Below are 25,899 nucleotides of genomic sequence, written 5' to 3'. Positions count from 1 at the left end.
GATCGCTGGCGGCCGGCACCCGTGACCTGACGAGTAAACGATGGCTGATTTACCGATCAACGACCTAAACGTCGCCTCTAACGAGACCCTGATCACTCCTGATCAGCTCAAGCGTGATATCCCTCTGAGCGACGCCGCGCTGCGCACCGTCACCAAGGGCCGCGAAGTCATTCGCAACATTCTTGATGGCACCGACCACCGTCTGTTCGTAGTGATCGGCCCGTGCTCGATCCACGACATCAAGGCTGCTCACGAATACGCCGATCGCCTGAAGGTGCTGGCGGAAGAAGTCTCCGACACCCTGTATCTGGTCATGCGTGTGTATTTCGAGAAGCCGCGCACCACCGTCGGCTGGAAAGGCCTGATCAACGATCCGTACCTGGACGACTCGTTCAAGATTCAGGACGGCCTGCACATCGGTCGCCAGTTGCTGCTGGATCTGGCCGAAAAAGGCCTGCCGACCGCCACTGAAGCCCTCGACCCGATCTCCCCGCAGTATCTGCAGGATCTGATCAGTTGGTCGGCCATCGGCGCGCGCACCACCGAATCGCAGACTCACCGTGAAATGGCTTCCGGCCTGTCCTCGGCGGTCGGCTTCAAGAACGGCACCGACGGCGGCCTGACCGTGGCGATCAACGCCTTGCAGTCGGTCTCCAGCCCGCACCGTTTCCTCGGTATCAACCAGGAAGGTGGCGTGTCGATCGTCACTACCAAAGGCAACGCCTACGGTCACGTCGTGCTGCGTGGTGGCAACGGCAAGCCGAACTACGATTCGGTTAGCGTTGCCCTGTGCGAGCAGGCGCTGAACAAAGCCAAGATCAAGCCGAACGTGATGGTCGATTGCAGCCACGCCAACTCCAACAAGGATCCGGCCCTGCAACCATTGGTGATGGAAAACGTCGCCAACCAGATCCTTGAAGGCAACCAGTCGATCATCGGCCTGATGGTCGAAAGTCACCTGAACTGGGGCTGCCAGGCGATTCCGAAAGACCTCGCCGATCTGCAATACGGCGTGTCGATCACCGATGCCTGCATCGACTGGTCGGCCACCGAGACCACCCTGCGCAGCATGCACGCCAAGCTCAAAGACGTGCTGCCGAAACGTCAGCGCAACTGATCGAGGTTTCGCAGGCATAAAAAAACGCCGGGCAATGCCCGGCGTTTTTGTGTGTGCGATTCAGATCTTAGCGGCGCGGCGCTGGTGGCGCTCCATATAGCGCTCGACGTAGGAGCACGACGGAATCACCGTGTAGCCCATTTCTTCGGCGTACTGCAGCGCGCTTTCGGTCAGCGCTGCCGCTATGCCCCGGCCACGCAGGGCGTTGGGCACGAACGTGCGATAGATATCCAGGGTCTGTTTCCCCAGATCCATATAGGTCAGATAGGCACGATGACCGTCCACATTGGTCTCGAACTGATGACCAGCCTGGTCATGGTGGATGGACAACGCCTCGCTCATCACTACTCCTCGCGGGTCTTGAATTCTGACCCCTACCTTACCGATGTTTTTCCGGCGAAGGAACATCTACGCCACCCCGTGCCTGTTGGACACCGAGAAGAGCCACACCGATCTCGCGCAACCGAGCACCTGATAAATAGTAGGCACCATTGGCAAAAATGCTCAAGGTGCGCTCGTCATCAAGCCAGTTGACGGGGGTTGCTCCGATGGACGCAGGGGTGGCGTGGGAGAAGATCTTCCCGGGCCGCTCACCTGAACATTGCCGGATGTTGAGACTTAAGACGTGCAGCCTTTTTTAAAGTCACCTCAAGAAACATAAAGATAGGTGATGCACCACGCAAAATCGCAATGAAAGTATGGACGAATTGATATAGACAGACTTTAGCCAAGACTGCAAAAACAACCATCACAACGGGAACTTTTTCCCATTAACTCGCTCAGCGCGGGGCTTGTAGCTGTTTATTTTTTAAACAGCGCAGTTAAAAGTTGCTCGAAAAAGAATCAACGCCTACAATTTTTTTTGCATCTTGCGCTACGTCAGTTTACTTACTACAAGTAATGGGTAGTATGTACGCCGGCTATTTCCTCAATCGGAGGAGACAGTCACTTAATTGAAAGTCCTTGAAGGGGAACACGATGAACAACGTTCTGAAATTCTCTGCTCTGGCTCTGGCCGCAGTTCTGGCTACCGGTTGCAGCAGCGCATCGAAAGAAACCGAAGCACGTCTGACCGCTACTGAAGACGCAGCTGCTCGCTCCCAGGCTCGTGCAGACGAAGCTTACCGTAAAGCTGATGAAGCTCTGGCTGCTGCTCAAAAAGCACAACAGACTGCTGACGAAGCTAACGAGCGTGCTCTGCGCATGCTTGACAAAGCTAGCCGCAAGTAATAGTCCTTCGGGATTGTTATCAAGCCGATCCGATGTTTGGATCGGCTTTTTTGTGCCTGATACTTTTGTCCGGGCAATAAAAAACCCGCCGACGCTTTGGGCATCGACGGGTTCTTGATCGCCAGCTTACTGCTGCAGATCGATCGGCGCACTCGAGACAATCGGTGCCGACGCACTCGGCGTGCCGATTTCTGTCGGCAGACCATCTTCAGCGGCGACCACGTCGCGCACTACATCCCAATTTACCCGCAGGTTACTGGTGACGTCTTCACGCTTGAGCATCGCATTGATGACCGCCGTGTGTTTGTCGACCACCGACGGGTTGCCCTTGTCGTCAATCGGCGTGTGCGCTTCCAGGTACACCTTGCCGCCACTGCTGCCGAACTTGTAGGCATCGTTGATGATGCGCACCGACGTGCCGACCGGCACCATGCTGGCCATCTCCAGCACGTTGTTGTTGAACATGCGGAAGCAACCGTGGCTGGTACGCATGCCGATACCGAATTTCTTGTTCGAACCGTGAATCAGGTAACCCGGCGTGCCGAGGTTGAACTTGAACGGCCCCAACGGGTTGTCCGGGCCGGCCGGCACAACGTTCGGCAGCGGATCGCCATCAGCGGCGTGTTCAGCCTTGATCGACGCTGGCGGCGTCCAGGTCGGGTTCGGCGTCTTCGCGGTGATGGTGGTGTGCGCGATCGGCGAGCCCCAACCCTCACGGCCAATCCCCAGCGGGAACGTGTAAACCACGTTCTTGCCCTTCGGGAAGTAGTAGAGGCGGTACTCGGCGAGGTTGATCACGATGCCTTCGCGCGGGCCCGGCGGCAGGATGAAACGGGTCGGCAAGACGATTTCAGTGCCGGCGCCCGGCAACCAGGCATCGACGCCCGGGTTGGCCGCGACCATTTCCGAATAGCCCAGATCGTAGGTCGTGCCCAGATCGGCGAAGGTATCTTCGTACTTGGCTTTGATCACCTGCACCTGACCGATGATGTCTTCACCGGGTGGTGGCAGGGGAAACTCCAATGCAGCAACGGGATCGGCCACACACAGGGCGGCAAGTGACAGGCAGCGGGTGACGGCAGGCAAGCGCGGCAACATCCGGAAAATCCTTCGCATGATCAACAAGGGTATAAGAGCGCGATTGTACACCGCACTTTGAAATTTCGGGGAGACCACCCTGCAGCAGGCGATGCAAGGTGCTTTGGGTGGGAGCGAGCCTGCTCGCGAAGGCGGTGTGTCAGTCGCCAGAAGTGTTGACTGACACGGCCTCTTCGCGAGCAAGCTCGGCTCCTACAAGATCAGAGCTCGAAACGCAGCTCCGGCCAGATCGGCGACGTGCCACGCTTCTGCGACTCCAGAATCGCCCGGCACAGCGAGCACAGACGCTGATCCTGAAACACCCGGCGATCAACACTCGACCAGCGCGGTTGCGCCGGCAGCAGGCTGCCGCACAGGGTTCGATCAGCCGAGCCACCGAGTTCGAGCTGACGCGTCACCAAATGCACCCGCACTTCCTGGCAGGCGAACAGATCCAGCTGCTCGTCAGGCTCGATCAGTTGGTAGGCAAACAGGGACCAGGCAGAACGCGACATCTGGGGCTCCGAATAAGGGGGCGCCACATTAGCCGAAAGCCTGCCCTTAGAAAAGCCTCATAACAGCGGTTTTAGCGTCGGCCAGACATTTTCCAGCAACTTGCCCTGAGCCCCGACCGCCGGGTGTAATCCATCGGCCTGCATCAAGTCCGGATGACCGCCGACGCCGTCGAGGAAAAACGGTACCAGCGGGATCTTTTTATCGTCGGCGAGTTTGCCGTAGACCTCGGCAAAAGCATCGGTGTAACGCTTGCCGTAGTTGGGCGGCAGTTGCATACCGAGCAACAACACCTTGGCGCCGCTCTGGCGCGAGCTGTCGATCATCGAGGCAAGATTTTGTTGCAATTGAGTTGGCGGCATTCCGCGCAAGCCATCGTTGCCGCCCAGTTCGAGGATCACCAGTTCCGGCTTATGCTCTGCAAGCAGCGCCGGCAGGCGCGCCTGGCCTCCGGCACTGGTGTCGCCGCTGATCGAGGCATTGACGACTTTATCGTCGAAACCCTCCTGTTTGAGCCGTTGTTCGAGCAACGACACCCACCCCAAGCGGGTATCCAGCCCGAAACCGGCGCTGATACTATCGCCAACGATCAGGACAGTACCCGCCGCTGCGTTCTGGGCCATGCACATAACGGCCAGGCCAGCACTCAAAAACCACACACGCATCGGATTCTCCATGGGCTCAAGCATTCTCACCGCGAAGAACCTCAGCAAAGTGGTTCCCAGCGCGGAAGGTGAACTGACTATCCTGCACGAACTCAGCCTGGAACTGAACAAGGGCGACAGCCTGGCCATCGTTGGCGCGTCCGGTTCCGGCAAATCCACCCTCCTCGGCCTGCTCGCCGGCCTCGACCTGCCGAGCAGCGGCGAAGTCATCCTTGCCGGGCAAAGCCTGAGCAATCTCGATGAAGACCAGCGCGCACGCATTCGCGCCGAGCACGTTGGCTTCGTCTTCCAATCGTTTCAATTGCTCGACAGCCTCAATGCGCTGGAAAACGTCATGCTGCCGCTGGAACTCGACGGCCGCAAAGACGCGCGTGAGCGTGCGACCGAATTGCTCCAGCGCGTCGGCCTCGGTCAGCGCCTGACTCACTCGCCGCGCCAGCTCTCCGGTGGCGAGCAGCAGCGTGTAGCGATTGCCCGTGCGTTTGCCGCCGAGCCTGATGTGCTGTTCGCCGATGAACCCACCGGCAACCTCGACAGCCACACCGGCGAGCGCATCAGCGACTTGCTCTTCGAGTTGAACAAGGAACGCGGCACCACCCTGGTGCTGGTGACCCACGACGAACGCCTGGCCCATCGCTGCCGGCGCCTGATCCGTCTTGAAGCCGGGCTGTTGGTCGCCCCTCTGGAGCCTTGATGGCACGTTTGCCGCTGTTGCGTCTGTTCAGTCTCGCCATTCGCCAATTGCTGCGCGATGCCCGCGCCGGCGAATTGCGCGTGTTGTTCTTTGCATTGGTGGTGGCCGTGGCGGCCAGTACCGCCATCGGTTACTTCGGCGCCCGGTTGAACGGCGCGATGATGTTGCGCGCCACCGAGTTTCTCGGCGCCGATCTGGTGCTTGAAGGCAGCTCACCGGCCCGCGAGGAGCAAATCAAAAGCGGCACCGAGTTGCGCCTGAATCATGCGCAAGTCGTGGAGTTCTCCAGCGTCATCGCCACCGACAGCGGCATTCAGTTGTCGAGCATCAAAGCCGTGGATCGCGCCTATCCATTACGCGGTGAACTGAAAAGTGCACCGGCCCCCTTCGCCCCTGAAGACATCGGCGGCGAACCGCAACCCGGCGAAGCCTGGGTCGAAGCACGCCTGCTGACCGCGCTGGATCTGAAGATCGGCGACAGCATCGACGTCGGCATGAAGACGTTGAAGCTGACCCGCATCCTGACTTACGAACCGGATCGCGCCGGCAACTTTTATAGCCTGACCCCACGGGTACTGATCAACCTCGACGACCTCGCCGCCACCGGCGTGGTGCAACCGGGCAGCCGGGTGAGTTATCGCGAACTGTGGCGCGGCGAACCGCAGGCGCTGGAAACCTATCGGCAACTGATCAAACCGGGCCTTGCGGCCAATCAGCGCATTCAGGATGCCCGCGACGGTAACCGGCAAATTGGTGGCGCGCTAGGCAAGGCTGAACGTTATCTGAACATGGCCAGCCTGGTCGCAGTGCTGTTGGCCGGTGTAGCAGTGGCGTTGTCGGCGAACCGTTTTGCCAGCCGCCGTTTCGATGCCAGCGCGTTACTGCGGTGCCTCGGACTGTCGCGCCGTGAAACCATGCTGCTGTTCAGTATTCAACTGACCGTACTTGGCTTGCTCGCTGCCCTCGGCGGTGCGCTGCTCGGTTGGTTGGCGCAGTTGGGCTTGTTCGCACTGCTGCATGATTTGCTGCCGAGCGATGTACCTGCAGGCGGATTGTTTCCGGCGATTGCCGGGATCGGCACCGGGCTCGTAGCCTTGGCCGGTTTCGCCCTGCCGCCGCTCGCGGCACTGGGTCGCGTACCGCCGCTGCGCGTGTTGCGTCGCGACATGCTGCCTATTCCGTCGAGCACCTGGATGGTTTATGGCGTGGCACTCGGCGCACTCGGTCTGATCATGTGGCGTTTGAGTCTGGATCTGCTGCTGACATTTGCCTTGCTCGGCGGCGGTGTGGTCGCCGCGCTGGTGCTTGGCGGTTTGCTGCTCTTACTGCTGAAAAGTCTGCGCCGGATGCTCGCCCGCGCTTCGTTGCCGTGGCGCCTGGGTCTGGGGCAGTTGCTGCGTCATCCCTTGGCCGCCGCCGGTCAATCGCTGGCCTTCGGTTTGATCCTGTTGTCGATGGCGTTGATCGCGCTACTGCGTGGCGAACTGCTCGACACTTGGCAAAACCAGTTGCCGAAAAATGCCCCTAACTACTTTGCCCTGAACATTCTGCCCGCCGATAAACAGGCGTTCAGCGATCACCTGATCAACGTGTCAGCACAAGCGGCGCCGCTGTATCCCGTAGTGCCGGGCCGACTGATCAGCATCAACGGCGATCCGGTACAGCAGATCGTTAGCAAGGATTCGGCGGGGGATCGTGCGATACAACGCGACCTGAGCCTGACCTGGGCTGCCGATTTGCCCACCGGTAACAAAATCACCGCAGGGTCATGGTGGAGCGGACAACCGTCGGACGACGTACCCGGTGTGTCGGTCGAAGGTAAAGTCGCAGAGAGCCTGAAACTGAAGCTTGGCGATCATCTGGTGTTCACTGTCGGCGGGGTCAATCGTGAAGCGAAGGTCACCAGCCTGCGCGAGATCAACTGGGATAACTTCCAGCCGAACTTCTTCATGATCTTCCAGCCGGGCACCTTGAAAGATCTGCCAGCGACCTACCTGACCAGCTTCTATCTGGCACCGGGTCATGATCAGCAGATTGTCGAGCTGTCGCGCGCCTTCCCGGCGGTGACCATCCTGCAGGTCGAAGCCCTGCTCGAACAGCTGCGCAGCATCCTCGCCCAAGTCACCCTGGCCGTGGAATATGTGTTGTTGTTTGTTTTGGCGGCCGGGATGGCGGTGTTGTTTTCCGGCCTGCAAGCGACGCTGGATGAACGTATTCGCCAAGGCGCGTTGTTGCGTGCGCTGGGCGCGGAACGGCAATTGCTGATCAAGGCGCGGCGCATCGAGTTCGGTTTGCTCGGCGCGGTCAGCGGTTTGCTCGCGGCCATCGGTTCGGAAGTGGTGAGTCTGGTGCTCTATCGCTACGCCTTCGACCTGCCGTGGCATCCGCATCCATGGTTGTTGGTGCTGCCATTGATAGGCGCGGCGCTGATCGGTGGCGCCGGTGTATTCGGTACGCGCCGGGCGCTCAACGCAAGTCCGCTGACAGTGTTGCGCAAGGGTTGATAGACTCCAGCGGACTTAACCACAAGAAGTTGCCATGAGTCGTTACCGCCCTCCCCGCCCCGCTGGCACCGCGCTGATCACCCCCGAAGGTGAAGCGCGGATGCGTGCCGAATTCCATGAGCTGTGGCATGTGCGTCGCCCGCAGGTGACTCAGTCCGTCAGCGAGGCGGCGGCGCAAGGTGATCGCTCTGAAAACGCCGAATATAAACAAGCACCGCACTAAACATACCATCTACGTCGCAGCCCTTTAAATACGCGCACTTCGGAATAGTACCCATACTAAAAAAACATACTATCTTGACCGAAAAATGTTTCGTCTTTTAGCAAAGTATTTTTCTCAGGTCACCCATCCGGCTCGTCGATGCCCCCAAAATCGATAGCTGTGTCGCCCGGGATAAATCCCAGAAACGATCACAAATCTAATTTTCATCCATTGCTCTTCGCATGTGTTTTCGCACGCTGAGACCAACGCCAGCTCAAACGATCATCGGCATCGATCACGAACAGCCCCGACCATACGGCCGACCAAAATTGTAAAACAACCAGCCAGCGCATCCCCATCAACGAGCCAACAGCCTTGGCAATTGGTCGCCACCACCAGCCTATAAAGCGTGAGATTACCTTAGGCCGAGAGGATGGCGCGCTTGGTGAATAGAGCCCGAAGTGGGAATAGGTTCCAAGCCAGCGCCAGAAAATCTGCAGCTCTTGCTGAGCAAGCATTATGGAGTCCAGGTTCCACCAAATGCCCCATCGCTCTTTCCAGTGCGAATTTTCCGCCCAAGTCTGAGTGAGCGATTGCCTCAATGGGCTTGAGATCTGCTCGACCCGGTCTCCTTCCAGGGTCGCAACGCATGAGTAGAACCGGACTGTCTCAAGTGAATATTTCATTGCTAGTCCGAAGATTCCTACGGGCTCGCAAACAGGCAGGCTGCTCAAGGCGCAAACGATAGGGGTCGCGTCCACCCCGTGGATCGTAACGTTCTCCTGATATCTACGCCCCATTCCTTCTGCTTCAAACACCGCCTGGAAGCGTTCGATCCGACCCCGAGTCGATCGAAATGCAACTTTGGATTGCTGCGGCTCAGGATCAGTGGATTGGGCAATACGCAACGAGTACTCCAGGTTTTCCCCCAAGGGCTCCCAGAACGCTCCCAAGCCATGCTTGTTCGACCACCTTCGATGAGACAAAAGGTATGTTTTGTAAAATAGCGCTTTCTCTATTTTGCGCCAGACCCAGGCCGCTGCGGCTCCCGCTAGCGCCCATGGAATTGATACCGTCACTGCGATCCCCTACTCGAATTTTATCTAAAGTAGAAATTAGGTCGCGCCGCATCGACCATGACTCAAGCCAAGCAACGCCTCAATCAAATGCAAGACAACACACGCCTACCGCATCCGCTGATGCCGAGCAAACATAGGTCAGACAGGCGAGGTGATTGACGCCCGCCGAGGTAACGCACTCAGAGGTGGAGAGAATCCAACCAACCACCGGGGGAGACTCGCCCCACTTTCCCGTGATACCGATCTCGTCAAACAGGAGGGTCGATCAATCGAGGGAAACGCTCCGACATGATGGTTTGAACTATCCTGGGTACCTCGGCATACGCCTCATTTTCTAGATAACTGGAATTGACCTCCAGCAAACTGAAATCCTCGAATCTGTCTTCACGGATCTTCGTGGCTCTCGCCGAAAGATCATACTCGGCTCGAATCATGACCTTCTGACCGTCGCCCAGATTCCAGAACTCCTGAAGATTTTCCACTTCGCTCTGGAACCAAAATCGTACCCAACGCGACCGATACGACTTAACGGGCTTGAAGTCTCTGGTGGCAAGCATGGCAATGATCACCTCATGCTCCTCGATATCTCGGTATTTCCAGACACCTCTTGTATCCACCTCCCGTAGGGCCTCAGCAAAATCCTTGGCATCGACGGTGCGAACATATTTTTTGAACTGATGCCAATGGTACGTCCAGTTCTCGAAGAAACGCGCGCGCAGAGCTGCGGCAATTTCAGTGTCCGGCAAGGTCTCGGTAAGTACCTGATACCGGATGGCGCCTTCACTTTTAATAGGACACACGGGCGACTCTGGATCTCGCCGGTGCGCAAAATGAGTCTTCACGGCTGGGTTGGGATCAAGATCCCCCTTAACCGCTAATGGCTGCTCACAAGCAGGGCAACGCGCATCGCCAAGGGAGGGCGTAGAGCGGAGCAAGTGGATGTAGTCGCGGATATGAATAGATTTCGGCTCAAACGGGTGAAATGCCTTGAACATCTGCAACTCCAACAGGATGGATCCAAAATCCTGCAAGCCGTAGCATCAGTTGGCAACCTCAATCCTTACCGATGACGGAGTCGTTTTTTGCGCCTGAATCGGCCTTCATCACGGCGCCCTTGTTTGTAGCCTAAGAGATAGTAATCGCGGCAGAGCCAGCCGGCGTTATGGATAGCGAAGTCGGGAATATCGATAGGCATTGGGCCTACGTAAGATTTTTTGCAATCAGGTTGGCCAGGCCTGGTAACCCGAAAAAGCTTCAAGTACTTGCCAGAGACCCCGAGCGACTCATCCTGCTCGGCAATCTCCACCTGCCATCCAAATGTCCTAAGCAAATCAATATTCAGTTGATCAATATCTCTGCTTTCCATAACGCTATCCTCTTTTGTGGCTCAGCTCTCCTTTTTTAGTATGTCGATGGAGACTTTCACTCGGCAACCGCCCCCACTACATAATCATTTATTTTCAAATAAAACCCCGCTAGCCGCCAATGAACTGAATATTTACTACCGCATAAGACTACGACCACATAGATCAATAAGAACCGAAGGGCTTTGATATCAAGTTAAAAATACTGAAGGATGAACGCAAAGCTGACACAGCAATAAAGCATAACTGAAAAAACTAGAAACCCAATCACTCACAGTTGCACCCGCGCTTGCTCCAGCGTCACCACAAAATAAATAGAACTTCAATGTCCGACTCGAAAATCCGCTTCACAGTAACTCGATCGCCAGAAGGCACTCTGCTCCTCAACTCTTTTCACAGCAAAAAGAAAAAGGAGAGCGCAAAGAAAAGTGTGTTCCAACATATTGGATTGCTATATCGAGAGCTTGACGCGACAAATGAGTACGACCCAATATTTATGCCGGCATTAGTCGAACCCTACAGCGCACTCCACCTGAAGCTTGGTTTTCCTGCGTGCGCACCAATGCATATGCTGTCAACGTTCGATTGGAAAGAACGGATGTACATTGCGGGGGGTTTTATTTGTAAAGAGTGGCAGGACGCAGAAAAAAACCGGATTACAATGTAAATCAAAATTACAGGGCCACCCTTGAGTTTTGCGAGCTTGGCTGGGATGTCGAAGTCAATGAATGGTTTTCTCAGCAGCCTTGCTGCAGGTGTTTATGCGAACAGAACAAAGCGTAACTCCTGATGCCTCGTCACTTCCGCAGCATGGCACCACCCGTCACGAAATTACAGCAAATCAGTTATTGTCTATTACATAGCGGCTAAAAACCGAAATACCGGGCCGGTGATGTATTCGAACCACTCCCTGCCCCTCCTCGCAGCTGAACAGTTCCATTGCGCCGTTCTTCACAACCCTGCGTATCGGAGGCAGCTGGAGGCGCTGACCAAAAATTTCAATCTGTTTACGTTCTACCGCCTCATAGCTATCGAACTCATACTGACGTCCGATCAAACTACCAATATCCGGGCCATCGACGACACATCTGCCGATGATGGGGAAGGTGATTGTATTCAAGTCAAGATAATTACCCTCTATCATCTTTACACTATCTGCTAGTTCATCGTTGGATTCGTCAGTCAGACGGAATCGTCCATCAAAAAATATTGGCTCCTTCAGAAAGCCAGACAGCTCTCTGGCCATGTGTACATATGCAAGCGCATACGAAAGCGGCAGGAGGTGTTCCGGGATAAGGTTCAACATCATGCCAGAGATTAGCTCTCCGTCGATCTCCACACCTAAATCTATCTCCCACTTCTCTAGAATCGCTTCGACGAAGGTCGCTATCTTGTTAAACCAAGGAAGCTGAGAAACCTCGCGTCCATTCCAGCTTTCTGTATTGATATTAAAATTGACTTTGGAGTTCCCCCCATTATGACTCGCGTCGGCAATCAAACTTATCATTCCTTTCATCGATACGCCTCGGAGGCAGTACGATTGGGTGCCTGAGGTTATCGATCCTGGGATGTCGTCCTAGTTAATCTTTTTGCCAGTCACTGGATCCGTTGCAGACATTTTTATGACTACCGCAGTGGATGCACGAAAAAAACTTACCTTGCCTTCATTTCCGCTGACCAGTTCCTTAATCATCTCGAATAACGCAGATCCTTGAAATTCGATATTCTTCGCATCGAGCTCGAACGCATGTCCGTTCTCAAAAAGGGCCGTATAACCGGTTGCCGCGATCTGGGCATCATCTCCACCGACCTTCATGAAGATCTGAACGTTTTCCTTGGCATTGACCTGAAAAGCTGTCCCATACAACGGATCGTATCTGCTTATCACATCGAAACGAGGGTCGGCCGCCGCCAATACATTTGCTGAAGCCGTATGGACTTGATGTATTGCATTTGGAAGAAATTTCTTCGGCATCCCGCTTAGCGTCATGGCTAACAGGTCGGTCGCGTCGGTAACTTTAGGTAGCTGACGCCCAAGCTCGGTTTTCGTAGCGGCCTCGGCCTGCCTTTTCCAACCTTTGAGCAGCTCCACGGTGTGGGTGTTGACGTCCCGATCGATCTCATCTGCATGAATCGCGCATAGCCAGATACCGTTGGAAAATGCCTTTCGCTCGTTACTGGTCATGCCTGAATCATAGCGAGGCCCACCAGGGGATGCGGCACAAATATGGGCAGCTTTGCCAACATTGGTGACGCCATCTTCATCTTGAGGAGCCGAAGTCGGCACTCTGCAGTTTGGCTTCGAACACCGATGCGCGACCCTGTCCCTCAATTTCCTTACAACGCTGGCAGTAAAATCATCGCGAGCCATCGATTAGATACCTACTAAAAGCGGAAGTTGCGGCAAGTCTATCCGCGATCAACTTTTGTCTGATAGTGGTAGCAGCGTCCCCTTCTCAGGAACGTGAGCAGCCAAGCTGTTGCGATCTTTGCCATGATGCAAGGCGAACGGCAGTGAATTTTTAGAATCCCAGGTGCTAACAGCTATCGTATCCGCATGTTTCGGTTTCGCACCGATGGGCTTCATCGCTCCGTCGGCTGGTCTTCTAGTTCAGTGGTAACAATCTCGATGACTACAGTATCAAGCCTTATCGGGCGGGAAGCTCGGTACTCGGAGCAAGCAGATTGTGCGAAAAACGGAGTGTGACCACGTAAATTTTTATGAGACTGAGTCTTTCTTAAAACCGCCCCCCATGCTTGCCAAACCTCCAACCAGCTGCAGAGAACTACTGCAAAAAATGCACGCATGTAAACCAACTAGCTCAGTGATATCGTGTAGCCACTACCTCCTACCCCCAGGTTCATCCTTTTAGGTTTTCTGAACCTAGGTAGCTCCAGATACAGGCTTCCAGCAGATCTGAAGCGGAGCTAGGTCACCCACACCTAATCATTTGAGGAATTATTTCTATGAGTTCTGCAGCAAAGCTTTATGAGGAATATGTAGCGGAGCAGAGCGCTGCATCGATCTATATCGACAAGCTTGGCGAAGAAGGAGGTATCGCTCTGGTGATCCCAGAGACCACCCCCCAAACCCCTGCTGCGGTAATTGGTGCCGACGCAATCGAGTTCATGGCGCTGCTGCGAGACAACGAATCAGATCAAGTCGTGATTGGTGTTTGCGGCGACGCGCAGAACGTCCATTACTCGCAGGTCAACAGCATCATTCTTGACATTGGTACCTACCTTTTGACGGATGTAGGGGTGCCTTTGTTCGTGACTGTTCTAGGCGCATTCATCGAAACGAAAATCAGCCAACATAATTCCGAGGATATTGAGCTACGTGTAAACGTCATCAAGGGTAAAGGCAAACGTAAGAAGAAGTACTCAGTGTCAGGCAAGCCCAAAGACGTTTTGAAGATAGTAAAGGAGCTCAATAAGAAATGAACGGTGCGGATCTGCTTTTGGAGCTCGATACCTTACTCAAGCAGTGGTGGTACGTAGGGCTACAAGATGAGCGCCACCTGTCATCCTTGGAAACCTTGAAGGCAACGACAGATGATGGCGTGATCAAGAACAAAATTTGGGTTTACTCAACACTTCTAAAATGTCATCTACTCCACGAGGAAATTTTTAATCTCCTAAAGTCTGAAAGCTTTTATCCCGCATGGTGCAAGCTTGAGAATTTAGAAATCCTATTAGCCAACGTTCGCGGCAATCATGAGCATGTCGAGCGAGATTACGGACAAGCCTTCCTAACGAACGCGGTCAACAGCTGGCAAATGCTGTACCCCTATAAAGTATTTTCCAGCAGCCGCGAAATTATCAAGAAGATGAGCTGCTCAATCTGCGAGAGCCCCAGATCAGTCCTTCAGAGTTGCAAGCATCGGAGGGGCAAGCTTTACGCTGGGGAATTTTGCCAAGATGTCGTTGAGGATTTCGAACTCATCACATACGATTTAGTAGCAAATCCGGTCGTCAAGGCAGCCGTTCCATTCAGGCATGATGGTGATCACTATGACTACTCCCTGCTTAGAGCCGGCCTTCAGGTAGTCACAACAGCTCGACACTGGTTCAGTGTTTCAAAGCTTGGCGTACCTGTTGCAAAACATACCGGGGTTCACTCACCATCTTTTCCGTGCCCATGCAGGAGGAGTCTCCGGAAATATGAAGATTGCTGCCTGCCTCTATCAATGATAGAGCATGACCACTTCATCATTGATGTCCTCACGCCCAGACGAGCTTCTGTAGGATAAACTCGAAGGCCGTCTATCACCACAGCATTGCTCGGCGGTAGACGGCTGGTTGGGTGTAAAGGACTAATCAGGTGTCTGCCCTTCGACGATCGGCGTTGCAATTTCTAGATCCTAGATCTCTTAACAGCTAAATTCCATGCTCCCACCGATACAACCTCACGAATCTTCGAAGCGCTGACTTGATCTGGCACCGTAGCAAAACGGGAAGTTCTCCGCCATCGTAGATATTGTCGAAGCCCTTCTCACGACCTGCCTTCCTTTCTTCGCAATACATCCAGTTCTTTCGGGTTGAACACCACGCATCGTGTGAGAGTGCTCGACGCTGCGCTCGCAAATTTCGCCTACTGCAAATTGTAATTTCCTCGAACAGCCCTCGCTGACTTTTTCTAAATCGGGAGAAATATTGGCATCCAAGGTGTTCGAGTACTTGTTGGCGGCTTTCTTATGGTCGACATGACTAACGCCATTGCGTCGGTTGAGCTCTTCGAGGACGGCTCATCGACGCTTAACAAGTGAATTTTACTTGTTGAATCAAGATTGACTATCAGCAAGTCCGAGCTCAATTGCCCCACTGATGTCGGGCGCAAGGGAAAAACATGTCCTGGACGCCGGGACGGTTGTTGGCAGGCTGCCCTCAAAAGGACATGAAATAGCCCGTCTCGCTGAAAAATTCCAACTCATCGGTCGCTCTGCTTTTACAACTGCCATGCATAAAAATATTTCAACTGATACTGGCTCCATCCTGGCGAGTCCAGCAATCATTGTGCGGCAAAATCGGCATCTGGCATTAGCCGCTGACTGCCCTACTGAAATCAACCATTTAGATATCGAGAAAAGCATGTCAACTCACATAAAGCCGGGCCCTAAACCAAAGCGTGATGATGGAAACGAAGACCGACGGCGTCATGTGAACCCCGAAAACAAGCCAAAACACCCAACGCTCCCGATCCACAAACCTGAAAAGTAGCGGGTGTATGAGGTGAGCGGTCAGGGATCTGTGCCTCGGAGTCCTGACCGACCTTTACGACAGATGTGTACATACGGCATTCGACTCCAAGTGCCGATTGGAACCAATCTTGTAAACACATCAGATGCTATGCCCATCCAATGTGATGGGCGTGCACAGCAACAACCGGGGGGCTAAGTACTAGCAGAAGCCTTACTTGCTCCCCCATATTTTGTCGTCACACATCATTGGATCGTCGAATGAAGAAAACGCACGATGTTAAGCAACGGTCAGCTGAGCAGTGAGTTTTAAGGTTCCAATGACCCAGACACCATTTTCGATTTACGGAAGGTCGGAAACGGCGTCAGACGACTTCTAAGGATGGCTGCCACTAAAGCGTATATACCCAATGCTCGGGTTACTCAGGAAGGCAGGCGCCATACGCGTTATATCACTAGGTTACATAACAGCTTCGAAGTGCACCCCGGCCTGAACATTCGGATGACGGTTCTGGGCGCTTCCTTTCCCGTCGCACTCTAGGCATAACCGTTTCAATTCAGAGCCCTATTGGGCTGGAGGACGCCATCTGCGTCTGAATGACTACTCAGTGAACGTTTCACGAACGAACCTTTGGCCCCCTTCATCAGCGTGAAGCGTCCAACTCAGTAACAACGGGCAACTTATACGTTGCGGCATCCTAATTTTAGTCAATTAGTTTCGAATCATTCTCCCCTACCTCATACGGGTAATATCGATGGCTTTTTCCGAACGTATCTCGCGCCTAAAAGGCTCCTTGATCCGCGAAATCTTTGCTGCTGCACAGCGCCCTGAAGTGATGTCATTCGCAGGCGGCCTACCAGCCGAAGCCATGCTGCCTAAAGTAGAGTGGAGCCAGATGCCCCTGTCCATGGGCCAATACGGCATGAGCGAAGGCGAGCCAGCGCTTCGTGAAGCCTTGGCTGCAGAGGCGCGTGCACTGGGTGTGCCGTGCGAGTCAAGTCAGGTGCTCGTGGTCAGCGGATCTCAGCAAACCCTCGACCTCGCCGCAAAACTTTACATCGACAAAGGCACTGAGATCCTGCTGGAAGCACCCACCTACTTGGCAGCGCTGCAGATTTTTCAACTGTTTGGAGCTGACTGCATCACTGTTCCGCTGGAGGCCGACGGCCCGGACTTAGCGCAATTGCGTGAGCGCCTCGAAAAACATCACCCGGCGTTTATATACCTGATCCCGACCTTTCAGAATCCATCCGCTGTGCGATACAGCGAAGCCAAACGCGAAGCTGTGGGAGCCTTGCTAGATGAGTTCGGCGTAACCCTTATCGAGGACGAGCCGTACCGTGAACTGACCTACGACGGCGGCATCGCCACGCCAATTGTCAGCCGATTGAAAAAAGCCAGCTGGATTTACACGGGTACCGTCTCGAAAACATTGCTGCCAGGCTTGCGGGTCGGCTACCTGATTGCCAGTCCAGATTTGTTCCCGCATTTGCTGAGGCTAAAGCAATCGGCAGACTTGCACACTAGTCGGGTAGGTCAATGGCAAGCGCAGCAATGGATAGGCACCGAAAAATTTCAGCAGCACATTGTTGAATTGCAGGACTTCTATCGTTTGCGTCGGGATGTATTTCAGCTTGCACTGGAAACGCACTTTTCCGATCTCGCGGATTGGAACCTACCGCAAGGCGGGCTGTTTTTCTGGTTGACGCTCAAGCAGCCGCTAGATACTCGGATATTACTCAAGGCTGCATTGGCGGTTGACGTGGCTTTCATGCCAGGAGAGCCGTTCTTCCCCGAACCGGATAAGAATCTGGGGCACCTGCGGCTGAACTTCAGCTTTATTACACCTGCGCGACTGAGCGAAGGGCTTGAACGATTAGCAGCGGTGGTGCGTCTAGCCCAGTCGCTACGAGTCGCTTAAGGAACGCTAGCCTATATTGCGTGTGAAACGTAAGCGTCCGGTGAAGTCACGCTTCGACCTTTGTAATTACGGGCAACGGTGTGTAACCACGGGCATTCGCTCTTTAACCAACATCCGCACATAGATGGGCACGCAGCGGTGTGTTGGTTATGCCTGAATCTCGCGAGATGAGTGAGCTAAGCGCTTCTGGTTGAGCCATCAAATTAAAACCCAGGAATCTGACTGGGCCACCAAGCTTTGCAATGAAAGATCATTGCGTTTACCAAGCGCATGGACAGGTCGCTGAACGGATCCACAACTCAAAAATAGAATTCGTCTGATCATTTTCCGTAAGGCAGTGATCCTTCGGCTGTCAGCACAACGCGTTCCTGAATAGGGCGAGAGGCACGTCATGAGCAACCATACAGATGTTCTACCTGAACTTATAAGACGTCGAGCAGAGAGGATCGTCTATGACATTGAGCATGCGGGGTCGATGATTATCGCCGTGAAAAATGGAGCGAAGGCTGAGGGTTTCATATTGGGAATCTCGTGCTGGTCAGGTCTCACACAGGATCGCTGCGATCTGTTAACAACGCATTTTGAGGATGTGCTTGAAAAAAGACTTAGAACGCTCACGTTAGGTCTCTAGCATTTCCAAACGGTGACGCAAGAACATTGTGGGAAAAAGTGAGATTTTTCACTTTCCTTGCAGCTGTCGCTGCGACGGCAAGGTGCGTTCCGGTGCGGCAATATTCTCCAGAGCGGGCCGAGCTTGTTCCAGCGTCGAGGCGTTACGGTTTCACCGAACGATCTGATGTCCATCTTGTGGTGGTGGGTGACGAATCCGAAGATGGCAGATGCACAATTCGTTTTTCGATAGATGGGAGCCCCGCTGCCGATTTTCATTCGGGGAGTTAGCCCATTTTGGGCTCACCATGGGCGTACATCGGCTGTCAGCGTTTACAGGCCAAGGCTGCTCTGAGGTGTTGATCAAGGAGGTCAAGGTATCAGTGAAAACAGGTGATGCGGTGATTCTGCGCATCGAGAAAACTGAACGAAGGCCGGCAGGGTAGCGGATGATTGATCTTGGTAAATAGATAGCCACTTGCGGATCACGTTGACGTTGATGCCGTGATGGATGGCTACGCTGGAAATCGTCGGGAGACACACCTACTTCGCCTGGCCAACCGTACTCTTTTTCCAGCAGGTCATTCAGGGCTTTTAGCTCCAAAATATTCATGCGCTTCCCCCCGATGGTTTTCCTCCCACGCTTGCTAAGCGCTCACGCATATGCCGGTTTGCATCATTCGGTGTTGAGAGTTTCCGTCGACCGTGTTCCTTTGCCCAGTATGAGGTTGGAGCAAAAAGCTGAGTAATCAATTAGGAGGTGAATACGAAAGGGGGCTGAGGCGGAGCATGCAATGTCCGCGTCAAGGTAAATACGCCTCCCTAATCGTCACACCCAGCAGATTAGCCGGTAGATGAGGGGGCTACCGTCTTCAAAACGTACTATGTGAAAGGCGCCCATTTGCCGTTCATTCTTACAAGCACCGAAAAAACAAACGCGTTCGATTAGCGCATTTTAATGCGCCGTTACCCTGTCGCTCATCATGTCTCAGTGCATTATAATGCGCCACGCAAGAGAATTCCGTTCAATCTGGATAGGCTGACAGTGTGGGGGAAAGTGAAAGAGATGACTCTAGAAGAGCGCAAGGCTTACATTCAAGCAGTGGCCGAGGAAGTCGCCCAAGGGAACCTGTCGCTGGGTGGCGCTGCTAAGCAACTTCGTGAAAATGTTCTGGGCTTAAGCCAGGAGAGGTTCGCGAAGGCCTGCAAAATTTCAAAGCGCACTCTGTCGCAGCTGGAGGTCGACAGCAGCAATCCGACTGTTGCGACCCTAGACGCTATATTCAGGAAGTTTGGTCTTATGGTAAGCCTGGCTCACCTCAGTCCTGTAGCGCTCAACGCCGCTGCCGCCAAGAAAAAAAAGGTTGGATTTGGCGTTCCTGCTGGTACTCCTGCGCGGCCCCCCTCCCCTTCGCCAAGCAAGCCGATTGAAGGGTGCTAGTCACCTGTTTGTTCAGGCGAAGCATCGTGATGATGCCTGATTACGTCTTAACCAAAAGTCAAACAGGACTGTCGCCCCAACTTGCACGTTACTCGTAGCGCGTAACGAAATGCTTTCAACCAATTCCGGTGAAAAAAGCACATGGATAAAAAGGAAAGCCAGAGGATTTTATGAGTGATATAGGTGCGGGTGGTGAGCATTTTTTTATGGGCTTTTGCTCCGTCGATGGAGTGACCGCCAATAAAAGCAGTGCTGATAAGCACGGTTGGGACGTCTTCGTCGAGGTAGAGCAGGAAACCGGCGAACTTACGCTGATGACACTTCATGAGCCCATAATTGCAGGCAAAGTCCAAGTAAAATCCACGCGTACCACGTCGCTTAAAGTGGATGTCACCCTGTCCAACCTGCGCAAGATGGCTACCAGCCCGCTTCCCTCCTTCTATGTCCTGATGGACTTTTCGCAAGGGCCACATCCTCAAAGGGCATTCATACGTCATGTCGATGAACCCCTGATCCGTGAAATCTTGCAGAGGGTTAATACTCATATCATCGCCGGCAAAGCGGAAAGGTTACACAAGCTCACACTACGAGTTGATTTTGGATTAGGTCGTGAAATAAGGCTCAGCGAGCCGAGCACGTTCAAGTCAGAAATCTTACGAGCTATTGGAAGCTCCCCTGCCAAATACACCGATAAAAAATCCATGTTTCTCAAAAATGTTGGCTTTGAGGATGGCTGCCACGCAATGCATTTTCAGCTTGAGGGCATGGGAAATCTCACTGCATTCGTTAACGCGACACTAGGAATGGGCGGGAGCGTCGAGCTGCAGAATATGCAATTTTCAACCACAAGATTTGGACAGGTAGATCCACGTAGTCGTACTGAATTATCTGCGGGGATTATGGAGCTTACTCCAGTGGCGCCTGCTGCCAAGGGCACATTGACCTTCCGGGATCTGTCGAGTGGCGTGAGTGCGCTGGTGGAGGCTTCAGCCTTCTTCAGCCCTATGCATGAATGGCTCCCCAAAAGCCTGAAAAAAATCCGGATCGATTGCGGCACCTTTGACTGGTTAATGAATGAAGATGGTTCAAGCGCCCAATTCACCGCAACGCTCGACCCCGAGTTGCCGATTCACCTGGACGAGCTTGCTAATTTTTTTCAGATAGTCTGCCTGCTACGCAGACCTGAAAGCCTCTCCATAGAGATGGACTTCTACGGCACCCAGAGCTCTGTGATCGTCAAAAGAGGCGTAGTCTTGCCAGACTATTCACGGGCGCTGGAAACGGCTGACCTTTTGATGGGGATGAAGAGTTTTTTCGCAGACAGGGAACACCTGACGATATCAGCAACAGAGCTCATCCACTGCGATCAAAACATCAGAGCTATATCTGGTTTCTTGAATAGAAAAACTGGGGCCAGGATATCCTTCAGGTTCGTCGAGGCACATGACCCATTTGAAGCTGCTTGCCTGGTACCGCTTGCCCTGAGAGTTGGCGGAAAATGCTACGTGGCTGTCATTGCGATATTCGGAGACATGAGCCGATCAGAGCAAGGACGTTACACCGTCGCGACAACCGACTTCGATGTCCTTTACAAAACGGTCTTGCGCGAGAATGAGCTAAATACGGAGAAAATCCTGCTTCGACTTGAGCCGATCATGACTAACTACACGCACTTTCTACCCATTGTGAATTTAGTCCCGGTGATGCTGGATTTCGTGCTAAGCCGTTGAGCAAATAAGTGCCTTGAAATCACCGTATGCGAGCACGGCAATTTACTTAGCCCCTGTTAGGGCTTGCATCATTTTTCAAAAGGAGGCCGGTTTGGCCACAAACATCATCACTCGCGGCGGCCATGACGCTCTAAAAGCAGAGCTCGATCATCTGTGGCGTGTGTATCGCCCTGAGATAACCCAGAAAGTCGCTTGGGCGGCATCGCTGGGAGACCGCAGCGAAAACGCGGACTACCAGTACAACAAAAAACTGCTAAGGGAGATTGATCGAAGGGTTAGGTATCTGCGCAAGCGTCTGGAGGACGTGAAGGTTGTCGATTATTCCCCTGAGCAGGAGGGGAAGGTGTTTTTTGGGGCTTGGGTCGAGGTTGAAAAAGACGATGGAGACGTGAAGAAATTTAGGATTGTGGGGTACGACGAAATTTATGGACGCAACGATTACATCTCGATCGATTCACCAATGGCTCGGGCCCTACTCAAGAAGCAGGAAGGTGACGAAGCAACCGTACAGACTCCAACCGGCGAAACCATTTGGTATATCAACAGCATTTTTTACCAAGATCCAGCAGCAGATCAGTCTTCGGCTCCGTCGGTTCAAAAATGACGCGACATCATGACACCGAGCGCCGAGCTGACGCTGCAAACTTAAATAAATGGGCTTATCTGAGCGGCGGCTTACATGCGACGAGCCCACCACCACCGCTCCATGAACAACTATTTGGTGGTGAGGAAACTTTTAAGTGAATCGAAACAGCCTGCAGACAAGATCAGGCTTAATAGCATTTCCTTCTTCTCGGCATAAACGCTCCATTCATTCAGACCTAACCCAACTCCCAGCAAAATGGTTGTCATCAACATGTAGCGCCAGGTTGGGGCAAATATCTTGATGAGCTGAGGCAACGACGTGTGCTTCACGAACTCACAAGCATGCTTGTTGTATTTGCGCCCTACGATGCAGGCAAGGCCGAGCAGAACTCCCGCCAATCCTAGCGCCATAGGTTGTGTAAGCGGTACGAAAAACAGCGCTCCACATCCCACGAACAAACCACTACCCACGATCGCTAGCTTACGGCTGTACTCTTTGGCAGTCTTATATCCCAAACCTCGTAACTGGGGGTCGAATCCGGGCTGTTTCGGCAGTGTTATTCTCATTAAGCTCATAGCTACTTCCGCCTCATCGTCATGCTTTCTGATGCGTTGTGTTCATCGTTTGCAGATCACGTATCTTGAGTTTATCGCCATCGCTTAACACCCGCACGTGGATACGTTCGCTACATCTGGTGGTCGTACCGAGCTATCCTCAGCATGTAGTAGACGTAGTTCAGCTTCTTTTCTGTCGGCTCATCATCACGCAACCAGCGCACCTTGATATCCAGGTATTGCGCCCATTCAATTCCCTTCTTAAAGCTACGTCGATCACCATTTTTCGCCGCGAGCTCCACGTATTGATTCACCAGCGTGTACTGGTTTTTCCCTGCTCGGTACTTGGCATTTTCAAAGGCAGCCTTGAAGTGCGGCATCGCAGCCTTGAACTCCCCTTTGCGATAGTAGTAAACCCCGCGTAGCCAAGGCAGCATCCAACACAGCTGTTCATCCAACCCATACGCTGCTACACGGGAAGCATACTCGTCGATATGCTCCAACTGAGTGCCTACATCCTTCTTGAGCGAAAACCCCTGATTCAGCAGCTCAGCAAAACCGTGAGGAGGGAGAAATGCTGACTGCCGCCGAGCCAGATCCTGATAGGAGCAGACAGCAAAAAGGCCATATCTACTCTTAAGAGCCGTGAGTACGTCATCTCGTATTGGCTCGCCAGGACGAGCATCCGTGAGCCGCTGCACAGTGGCGGCGACGGCAGTCAACTTGCTGTCGAAAAATGCCCAGTACTGGCTACAGGCATTGTGCCAAACAAACGAAGCCGACTCAGGGGATGTGTGCTGGTTCATTACCGGGGTAAGCTCGGCCTTGAACTCGTTAACGTCATCGGCGATCCATAGGGCGTACTCGCGAAATTGTCGGCAGACATCGGCGAGGTATTGAGGATCGTAGACTTCAGTGATTTCCCTTGCGAGGTAGCTCGACACCCTCGCAACCATTAGTGCGACGAAAATGCTTGCCTGAAGTCCCTTGGATATCTCTCGCCCGGTTTGAGCCAGGGTGGAAAAGGATTCTTCGAAATTTTTAAACAAGGCTGGAAGCGCCGGTAACCTTACGCCTCGCGCCCACTTGATGGCGTTGTCGAGGTTCTGTTGAAGCATGTTGTTGTCGCTTCGCGGATTCTTGCCTGGATAGTGAAACTGCGTCTGCGAGAGATCACAGCGCACGTAGACCCAACGCATCACTTTTTCCAGAGGCAGTACCCGGCTGCCGTCTTCAGCGACTGTTGGCAGGAACCAAAATTTTTCTTCCGGCATGTCGAGCGTAAGATCAGCAAGCCTGTGTTTAAGCAGACTCTGATTCAGCGACACGACAAGCAAGGGGATTGCCTGGGTCGAAATAAAGTATCGGATGGTTTCCACTTTGCTAAGGTAGGTACCCTCTTCACGAACGAGCCGGCTGTATGCGTCCAGCAAGTCGTTGAATGGATCGCCAACGGCATTCATGACCTGGATATTGGGCAAGTACGCTTCCAAGATGCTACTGAGTGTCTGAATCACCTGTTCAAGATTTGAAAGCAGCCCACCTTCTTCTTTGGCCAATCTCGCCAACTGCTTTTGGATGGCCTTCTTTTGAGTCTCGTCGATGTCATCATGACTGGCTTCCTTACGCGGGAGCACGCCGAATGCATCGTAGGCGAGTTTGGCCAGCTCGCCTTGGGTAGCAAAGCAGGTGTCAATAATCATCTGAAATCCTTGATACCCCCGGTCATTGGTGACCGGGGGTACGCACTCCTAGCGCTGGTTTGGATTGAGCTGTTTTCCGCGATTGCCATGAACGTGAGCATTAGTCGGATTGGTACCCGATGTGCCGGGATTACTGTTAAGTGCATCCGATTTTTGATTCTGTTGTTGGCGTTGTTGGCGTTGCTGGCTAGTTGAAGTGGGTTGTTTGGACATGATTATCTCCTGCGGGTTGGTAAAGTCGCATCCTAGCGACCTGGCTTAACGCGGTAACTAGGCTTTTTGGAGACGAACTATGGGAAGCTCAGCAGACATACGGTGGCAAGCCAACGTGTCGATTGCCAGCGCCGCAATGCATCGATAGGCCGGACGGTCTCTACAGAAAGATCCACGTACCAAGCCATTATCGAAAAATGAATTTTTTGGCTAGCTTGCTGTGTTCCGGCGCCTGAACCTTATTTCGAACTCAAGAAAAGAGAAGTGTTATGCCTGAAAGCATCATTTATCTGGACAGCAACGACTATTCAGCGCTTAGCAAAATGAATCTGTCTGAGTCAGAAGCACTGGTTCGATCAAGCCTGCTGTCGCTCAAAGCTTCAGGCCGCGCGGTCTTCGCTTTTTCAGGCGCCCATATTTCAGAAATGGCGCCGTTGGATCAAGCGTATGCCGATGCTGCCATTCGGCGTACGGGACTCTTGAAAGATCTCTGTGAACGAAATGCGATGATTTCTTTCGACAGACTGATCAAGGCAGAACTTGAGAGTTTGATTGCTTTACGTTCTGATCGGATCCATGTCATGGACACGAATGGCCAATGGTTCCCGGAGTTCGGAGCTCTGGTGAGTCCGCTGGACAGCCTTGATATCTCCGGCACCTTGAATAAACAGGCTCAGGACGCATCGCTCAATCGAAAGGAGCGCCGCGCCCTAAAGGCGACCACATTGAGCAAGTCAGGCAATTTTCGGTCGAATATCAGCCATATAGGAAAACCAAATCTTGATGAGTTTATTGAGACGTTTCCGATGCGGCCGAAGGATGCTCAAGTGCTTCATAATTATGTGATGGGGAAGGCAAGTCGAAAAAAAGCTGATGAGGCACTTTTGGAGAGTCTGCGCGACCCAACCTACATGACTCAGTGGTTTCGAGAGCACCACCATAAATTGGGAGCAATTGGTGAGTGGGTAAGGCGCCCGGCGCAAAACTTGATCAAGACGATAGAGGCTAACCTTGAAGACCTGCGCAACCTGCTGATCAGTATGCCGGCAGATAATCGAGCAACCACATTAAGCAGTTTCAATAATAGCTTCTGGGTAAAAACTCAGAACAAGGGCATTCTCGATATCGTCAATAAACTGCTCACTACCTGGGTACCAGGCGCGCCCGCGTGCAGAGATATCTCTCTCGTCGATCAGTACTGCCCAGGTTTGTCGACGTGCTTACGTGGGGTCTACAGATCGGTACGTAACTCTTTCGGAACGGGAACACGGGTGATGAAGCATAGCGACTTCGTCGACGCTATCCATGCGCTCTATGTGCCCTACGTTACATTTTTCCGAGCTGATGCGTACATGGCCAGCATACTGCAGCCACTTGCCAAGCGTTTTGGGACACAGGTTCATTCATCAACCGGCTCTCTGGTTAAGGCGTTAGAAGTAATTTCATGAGTGGTTTATTCGGAAAATCCCCTACGAATAGGGCCTAGTCCACGACATCG

26 protein-coding genes and 1 pseudogene are annotated in these 25,899 nt (G+C 53.3%); 14 read left to right on the top strand and 13 right to left on the bottom strand.

Annotation, left to right across the window (positions count from 1 at the left end; translation table 11 throughout):
• Positions 1 to 40: 40 nt before the first annotated feature.
• Positions 41 to 1,117 carry a 3-deoxy-7-phosphoheptulonate synthase gene (locus tag ACP3TY_RS06220; protein WP_053122298.1) on the top strand — a complete coding sequence of 359 codons (1,077 nt, stop codon included), beginning with the start codon at positions 41 to 43 and terminating at the stop codon, positions 1,115 to 1,117.
• A 60-nt stretch (positions 1,118 to 1,177) separates the two neighbouring features.
• On the opposite strand, the gene ACP3TY_RS06215 is transcribed toward ACP3TY_RS06220, so the two are convergent.
• Positions 1,178 to 1,459, bottom strand: coding sequence for a GNAT family N-acetyltransferase (locus ACP3TY_RS06215; RefSeq protein WP_003226804.1), 282 nt, complete (start codon positions 1,457 to 1,459; stop codon positions 1,178 to 1,180).
• A gap of 636 nt (positions 1,460 to 2,095) precedes the next feature.
• Between ACP3TY_RS06215 and oprI the strand changes: the two genes are divergently transcribed.
• Complete coding sequence (gene oprI / locus ACP3TY_RS06210; RefSeq protein ID WP_003199355.1) at positions 2,096 to 2,347, top strand: outer membrane lipoprotei OprI; 252 nt, start codon at positions 2,096 to 2,098, stop codon at positions 2,345 to 2,347.
• A gap of 126 nt (positions 2,348 to 2,473) precedes the next feature.
• On the opposite strand, the gene ACP3TY_RS06205 is transcribed toward oprI, so the two are convergent.
• From ACP3TY_RS06205 to ACP3TY_RS06195, 3 genes are all read right to left on the bottom strand, one after another.
• On the bottom strand, positions 2,474 to 3,445 hold the full coding sequence (locus tag ACP3TY_RS06205) for a L,D-transpeptidase family protein (protein ID WP_426619503.1): 972 nt from the start codon (positions 3,443 to 3,445) through the stop codon (positions 2,474 to 2,476).
• Positions 3,446 to 3,645: 200 nt separating this feature from the next.
• The gene (locus ACP3TY_RS06200; protein WP_007908575.1) at positions 3,646 to 3,939 is read right to left on the bottom strand and encodes a hypothetical protein; all 294 of its coding nucleotides are present in this window, start codon (positions 3,937 to 3,939) and stop codon (positions 3,646 to 3,648) included.
• A 57-nt stretch (positions 3,940 to 3,996) separates the two neighbouring features.
• A complete protein-coding gene (locus tag ACP3TY_RS06195) occupies positions 3,997 to 4,602 on the bottom strand; it encodes an arylesterase (RefSeq protein ID WP_053122303.1) in 606 nt (201 codons plus the stop codon).
• Between the two features lie 10 nt (positions 4,603 to 4,612).
• On the opposite strand from ACP3TY_RS06195, the gene ACP3TY_RS06190 reads away from it, so the two are divergent.
• The 3 genes and pseudogenes from ACP3TY_RS06190 to ACP3TY_RS06180 all read left to right on the top strand — a co-directional run.
• Complete coding sequence (locus ACP3TY_RS06190) at positions 4,613 to 5,296, top strand: ABC transporter ATP-binding protein (protein ID WP_159811583.1); 684 nt, start codon at positions 4,613 to 4,615, stop codon at positions 5,294 to 5,296.
• Positions 5,296 to 7,800, top strand: a complete 2,505-nt coding sequence (locus ACP3TY_RS06185; protein ID WP_426619502.1) for an ABC transporter permease — start codon at positions 5,296 to 5,298, stop codon at positions 7,798 to 7,800. The genes ACP3TY_RS06190 and ACP3TY_RS06185 overlap by 1 nt, the downstream gene beginning before the upstream one ends.
• A gap of 34 nt (positions 7,801 to 7,834) precedes the next feature.
• A pseudogene (locus ACP3TY_RS06180) lies at positions 7,835 to 8,005 on the top strand (transcription elongation factor GreB); the annotation flags it as partial.
• 221 nt (positions 8,006 to 8,226) lie between these two features.
• Here the strand turns inward: ACP3TY_RS06180 and ACP3TY_RS06175 are convergent.
• The 3 genes from ACP3TY_RS06175 to ACP3TY_RS06165 all read right to left on the bottom strand — a co-directional run bounded on the left by ACP3TY_RS06175 (position 8,227) and on the right by ACP3TY_RS06165 (position 10,447).
• The gene (locus tag ACP3TY_RS06175; RefSeq protein WP_426619501.1) at positions 8,227 to 8,910 is read right to left on the bottom strand and encodes a hypothetical protein; all 684 of its coding nucleotides are present in this window, start codon (positions 8,908 to 8,910) and stop codon (positions 8,227 to 8,229) included.
• 419 nt (positions 8,911 to 9,329) lie between these two features.
• Positions 9,330 to 10,076, bottom strand: a complete 747-nt coding sequence (locus tag ACP3TY_RS06170) for a hypothetical protein (protein WP_093099671.1) — start codon at positions 10,074 to 10,076, stop codon at positions 9,330 to 9,332.
• A gap of 65 nt (positions 10,077 to 10,141) precedes the next feature.
• Positions 10,142 to 10,447 (bottom strand): hypothetical protein, encoded by a 306-nt coding sequence (locus ACP3TY_RS06165; protein WP_426619500.1) that lies wholly within the window; start codon positions 10,445 to 10,447, stop codon positions 10,142 to 10,144.
• 323 nt (positions 10,448 to 10,770) lie between these two features.
• On the opposite strand from ACP3TY_RS06165, the gene ACP3TY_RS06160 reads away from it, so the two are divergent.
• Complete coding sequence (locus ACP3TY_RS06160) at positions 10,771 to 11,112, top strand: hypothetical protein (RefSeq protein WP_426619499.1); 342 nt, start codon at positions 10,771 to 10,773, stop codon at positions 11,110 to 11,112.
• Between the two features lie 174 nt (positions 11,113 to 11,286).
• Here ACP3TY_RS06160 and ACP3TY_RS06155 read toward each other — a convergent pair whose 3' ends face one another.
• Both ACP3TY_RS06155 and ACP3TY_RS06150 read right to left on the bottom strand, forming a co-directional pair.
• Positions 11,287 to 11,961, bottom strand: a complete 675-nt coding sequence (locus tag ACP3TY_RS06155; RefSeq protein ID WP_426619498.1) for a hypothetical protein — start codon at positions 11,959 to 11,961, stop codon at positions 11,287 to 11,289.
• Between the two features lie 60 nt (positions 11,962 to 12,021).
• On the bottom strand, positions 12,022 to 12,630 hold the full coding sequence (locus tag ACP3TY_RS06150; RefSeq protein ID WP_426619497.1) for a hypothetical protein: 609 nt from the start codon (positions 12,628 to 12,630) through the stop codon (positions 12,022 to 12,024).
• Between the two features lie 782 nt (positions 12,631 to 13,412).
• Between ACP3TY_RS06150 and ACP3TY_RS06145 the strand changes: the two genes are divergently transcribed.
• From ACP3TY_RS06145 to ACP3TY_RS06130, 4 genes are all read left to right on the top strand, one after another.
• On the top strand, positions 13,413 to 13,889 hold the full coding sequence (locus tag ACP3TY_RS06145) for a hypothetical protein (RefSeq protein WP_426619496.1): 477 nt from the start codon (positions 13,413 to 13,415) through the stop codon (positions 13,887 to 13,889).
• Complete coding sequence (locus tag ACP3TY_RS06140) at positions 13,886 to 14,698, top strand: hypothetical protein (RefSeq protein WP_093099661.1); 813 nt, start codon at positions 13,886 to 13,888, stop codon at positions 14,696 to 14,698. The genes ACP3TY_RS06145 and ACP3TY_RS06140 overlap by 4 nt, the downstream gene beginning before the upstream one ends.
• A gap of 574 nt (positions 14,699 to 15,272) precedes the next feature.
• Entirely contained in the window at positions 15,273 to 15,665 is a 393-nt protein-coding gene (locus ACP3TY_RS06135) for a hypothetical protein (RefSeq protein ID WP_426619495.1), read from the top strand.
• Positions 15,666 to 16,398: 733 nt separating this feature from the next.
• The gene (locus ACP3TY_RS06130; protein WP_426619494.1) at positions 16,399 to 17,565 is read left to right on the top strand and encodes a PLP-dependent aminotransferase family protein; all 1,167 of its coding nucleotides are present in this window, start codon (positions 16,399 to 16,401) and stop codon (positions 17,563 to 17,565) included.
• A gap of 781 nt (positions 17,566 to 18,346) precedes the next feature.
• Here the strand turns inward: ACP3TY_RS06130 and ACP3TY_RS06125 are convergent.
• Positions 18,347 to 18,787: a hypothetical protein gene (locus tag ACP3TY_RS06125; RefSeq protein ID WP_157720830.1), complete on the bottom strand. Its 441-nt coding sequence runs from the start codon at positions 18,785 to 18,787 to the stop codon at positions 18,347 to 18,349.
• Between the two features lie 345 nt (positions 18,788 to 19,132).
• Between ACP3TY_RS06125 and ACP3TY_RS06120 the strand changes: the two genes are divergently transcribed.
• From ACP3TY_RS06120 to greB, 3 genes are all read left to right on the top strand, one after another.
• On the top strand, positions 19,133 to 19,615 hold the full coding sequence (locus tag ACP3TY_RS06120; RefSeq protein ID WP_426619493.1) for a helix-turn-helix domain-containing protein: 483 nt from the start codon (positions 19,133 to 19,135) through the stop codon (positions 19,613 to 19,615).
• A 170-nt stretch (positions 19,616 to 19,785) separates the two neighbouring features.
• Positions 19,786 to 21,345 carry a hypothetical protein gene (locus tag ACP3TY_RS06115; RefSeq protein ID WP_426619492.1) on the top strand — a complete coding sequence of 520 codons (1,560 nt, stop codon included), beginning with the start codon at positions 19,786 to 19,788 and terminating at the stop codon, positions 21,343 to 21,345.
• Between the two features lie 91 nt (positions 21,346 to 21,436).
• Positions 21,437 to 21,949, top strand: a complete 513-nt coding sequence (gene greB / locus ACP3TY_RS06110) for a transcription elongation factor GreB (protein WP_093099650.1) — start codon at positions 21,437 to 21,439, stop codon at positions 21,947 to 21,949.
• Positions 21,950 to 22,059: 110 nt separating this feature from the next.
• On the opposite strand, the gene ACP3TY_RS06105 is transcribed toward greB, so the two are convergent.
• From ACP3TY_RS06105 to ACP3TY_RS06095, 3 genes are all read right to left on the bottom strand, one after another.
• Entirely contained in the window at positions 22,060 to 22,506 is a 447-nt protein-coding gene (locus tag ACP3TY_RS06105; protein ID WP_231990201.1) for a hypothetical protein, read from the bottom strand.
• A 110-nt stretch (positions 22,507 to 22,616) separates the two neighbouring features.
• Positions 22,617 to 24,188: a hypothetical protein gene (locus ACP3TY_RS06100; protein ID WP_426619491.1), complete on the bottom strand. Its 1,572-nt coding sequence runs from the start codon at positions 24,186 to 24,188 to the stop codon at positions 22,617 to 22,619.
• 48 nt (positions 24,189 to 24,236) lie between these two features.
• Positions 24,237 to 24,401, bottom strand: a complete 165-nt coding sequence (locus ACP3TY_RS06095) for a hypothetical protein (protein ID WP_093099646.1) — start codon at positions 24,399 to 24,401, stop codon at positions 24,237 to 24,239.
• A gap of 269 nt (positions 24,402 to 24,670) precedes the next feature.
• On the opposite strand from ACP3TY_RS06095, the gene ACP3TY_RS06090 reads away from it, so the two are divergent.
• Complete coding sequence (locus tag ACP3TY_RS06090; protein ID WP_426619490.1) at positions 24,671 to 25,849, top strand: hypothetical protein; 1,179 nt, start codon at positions 24,671 to 24,673, stop codon at positions 25,847 to 25,849.
• Positions 25,850 to 25,899 lie beyond the last annotated feature (50 nt).

This window comes from Pseudomonas rustica, assembly GCF_049959085.1.
Classification (GTDB): domain Bacteria; phylum Pseudomonadota; class Gammaproteobacteria; order Pseudomonadales; family Pseudomonadaceae; genus Aquipseudomonas; species Aquipseudomonas rustica.
The sequence above is the reverse complement of the archived record's forward strand: the minus strand, read 5'-3'. Positions and strand labels throughout refer to the sequence as shown.

Coding starts and splice junctions, on each gene's coding strand:
- ACP3TY_RS06205 (WP_426619503.1), bottom strand. CDS start 3,445: ATGTTGCCGCGCTTGCCTGCCGTCACCCGCTGCCTGTCACTTGCCGCC.
- oprI (WP_003199355.1), top strand. CDS start 2,096: ATGAACAACGTTCTGAAATTCTCTGCTCTGGCTCTGGCCGCAGTTCTG.
- ACP3TY_RS06140 (WP_093099661.1), top strand. CDS start 13,886: ATGAACGGTGCGGATCTGCTTTTGGAGCTCGATACCTTACTCAAGCAG.
- ACP3TY_RS06220 (WP_053122298.1), top strand. CDS start 41: ATGGCTGATTTACCGATCAACGACCTAAACGTCGCCTCTAACGAGACC.
- ACP3TY_RS06100 (WP_426619491.1), bottom strand. CDS start 24,188: ATGATTATTGACACCTGCTTTGCTACCCAAGGCGAGCTGGCCAAACTC.
- ACP3TY_RS06135 (WP_426619495.1), top strand. CDS start 15,273: ATGTCGGGCGCAAGGGAAAAACATGTCCTGGACGCCGGGACGGTTGTT.
- ACP3TY_RS06095 (WP_093099646.1), bottom strand. CDS start 24,401: ATGTCCAAACAACCCACTTCAACTAGCCAGCAACGCCAACAACGCCAA.
- ACP3TY_RS06105 (WP_231990201.1), bottom strand. CDS start 22,506: ATGAGCTTAATGAGAATAACACTGCCGAAACAGCCCGGATTCGACCCC.
- ACP3TY_RS06130 (WP_426619494.1), top strand. CDS start 16,399: ATGGCTTTTTCCGAACGTATCTCGCGCCTAAAAGGCTCCTTGATCCGC.
- ACP3TY_RS06200 (WP_007908575.1), bottom strand. CDS start 3,939: ATGTCGCGTTCTGCCTGGTCCCTGTTTGCCTACCAACTGATCGAGCCT.
- ACP3TY_RS06215 (WP_003226804.1), bottom strand. CDS start 1,459: ATGAGCGAGGCGTTGTCCATCCACCATGACCAGGCTGGTCATCAGTTC.
- ACP3TY_RS06190 (WP_159811583.1), top strand. CDS start 4,613: ATGGGCTCAAGCATTCTCACCGCGAAGAACCTCAGCAAAGTGGTTCCC.
- ACP3TY_RS06125 (WP_157720830.1), bottom strand. CDS start 18,787: ATGAATATTTTGGAGCTAAAAGCCCTGAATGACCTGCTGGAAAAAGAG.
- ACP3TY_RS06155 (WP_426619498.1), bottom strand. CDS start 11,961: ATGAAAGGAATGATAAGTTTGATTGCCGACGCGAGTCATAATGGGGGG.
- ACP3TY_RS06145 (WP_426619496.1), top strand. CDS start 13,413: ATGAGTTCTGCAGCAAAGCTTTATGAGGAATATGTAGCGGAGCAGAGC.
- ACP3TY_RS06165 (WP_426619500.1), bottom strand. CDS start 10,447: ATGGAAAGCAGAGATATTGATCAACTGAATATTGATTTGCTTAGGACA.
- ACP3TY_RS06115 (WP_426619492.1), top strand. CDS start 19,786: ATGAGTGATATAGGTGCGGGTGGTGAGCATTTTTTTATGGGCTTTTGC.
- ACP3TY_RS06170 (WP_093099671.1), bottom strand. CDS start 10,076: ATGTTCAAGGCATTTCACCCGTTTGAGCCGAAATCTATTCATATCCGC.
- ACP3TY_RS06120 (WP_426619493.1), top strand. CDS start 19,133: ATGCGCCGTTACCCTGTCGCTCATCATGTCTCAGTGCATTATAATGCG.
- ACP3TY_RS06195 (WP_053122303.1), bottom strand. CDS start 4,602: ATGCGTGTGTGGTTTTTGAGTGCTGGCCTGGCCGTTATGTGCATGGCC.
- ACP3TY_RS06090 (WP_426619490.1), top strand. CDS start 24,671: ATGCCTGAAAGCATCATTTATCTGGACAGCAACGACTATTCAGCGCTT.
- ACP3TY_RS06160 (WP_426619499.1), top strand. CDS start 10,771: ATGTCCGACTCGAAAATCCGCTTCACAGTAACTCGATCGCCAGAAGGC.
- ACP3TY_RS06150 (WP_426619497.1), bottom strand. CDS start 12,630: ATGACCAGTAACGAGCGAAAGGCATTTTCCAACGGTATCTGGCTATGC.
- ACP3TY_RS06185 (WP_426619502.1), top strand. CDS start 5,296: ATGGCACGTTTGCCGCTGTTGCGTCTGTTCAGTCTCGCCATTCGCCAA.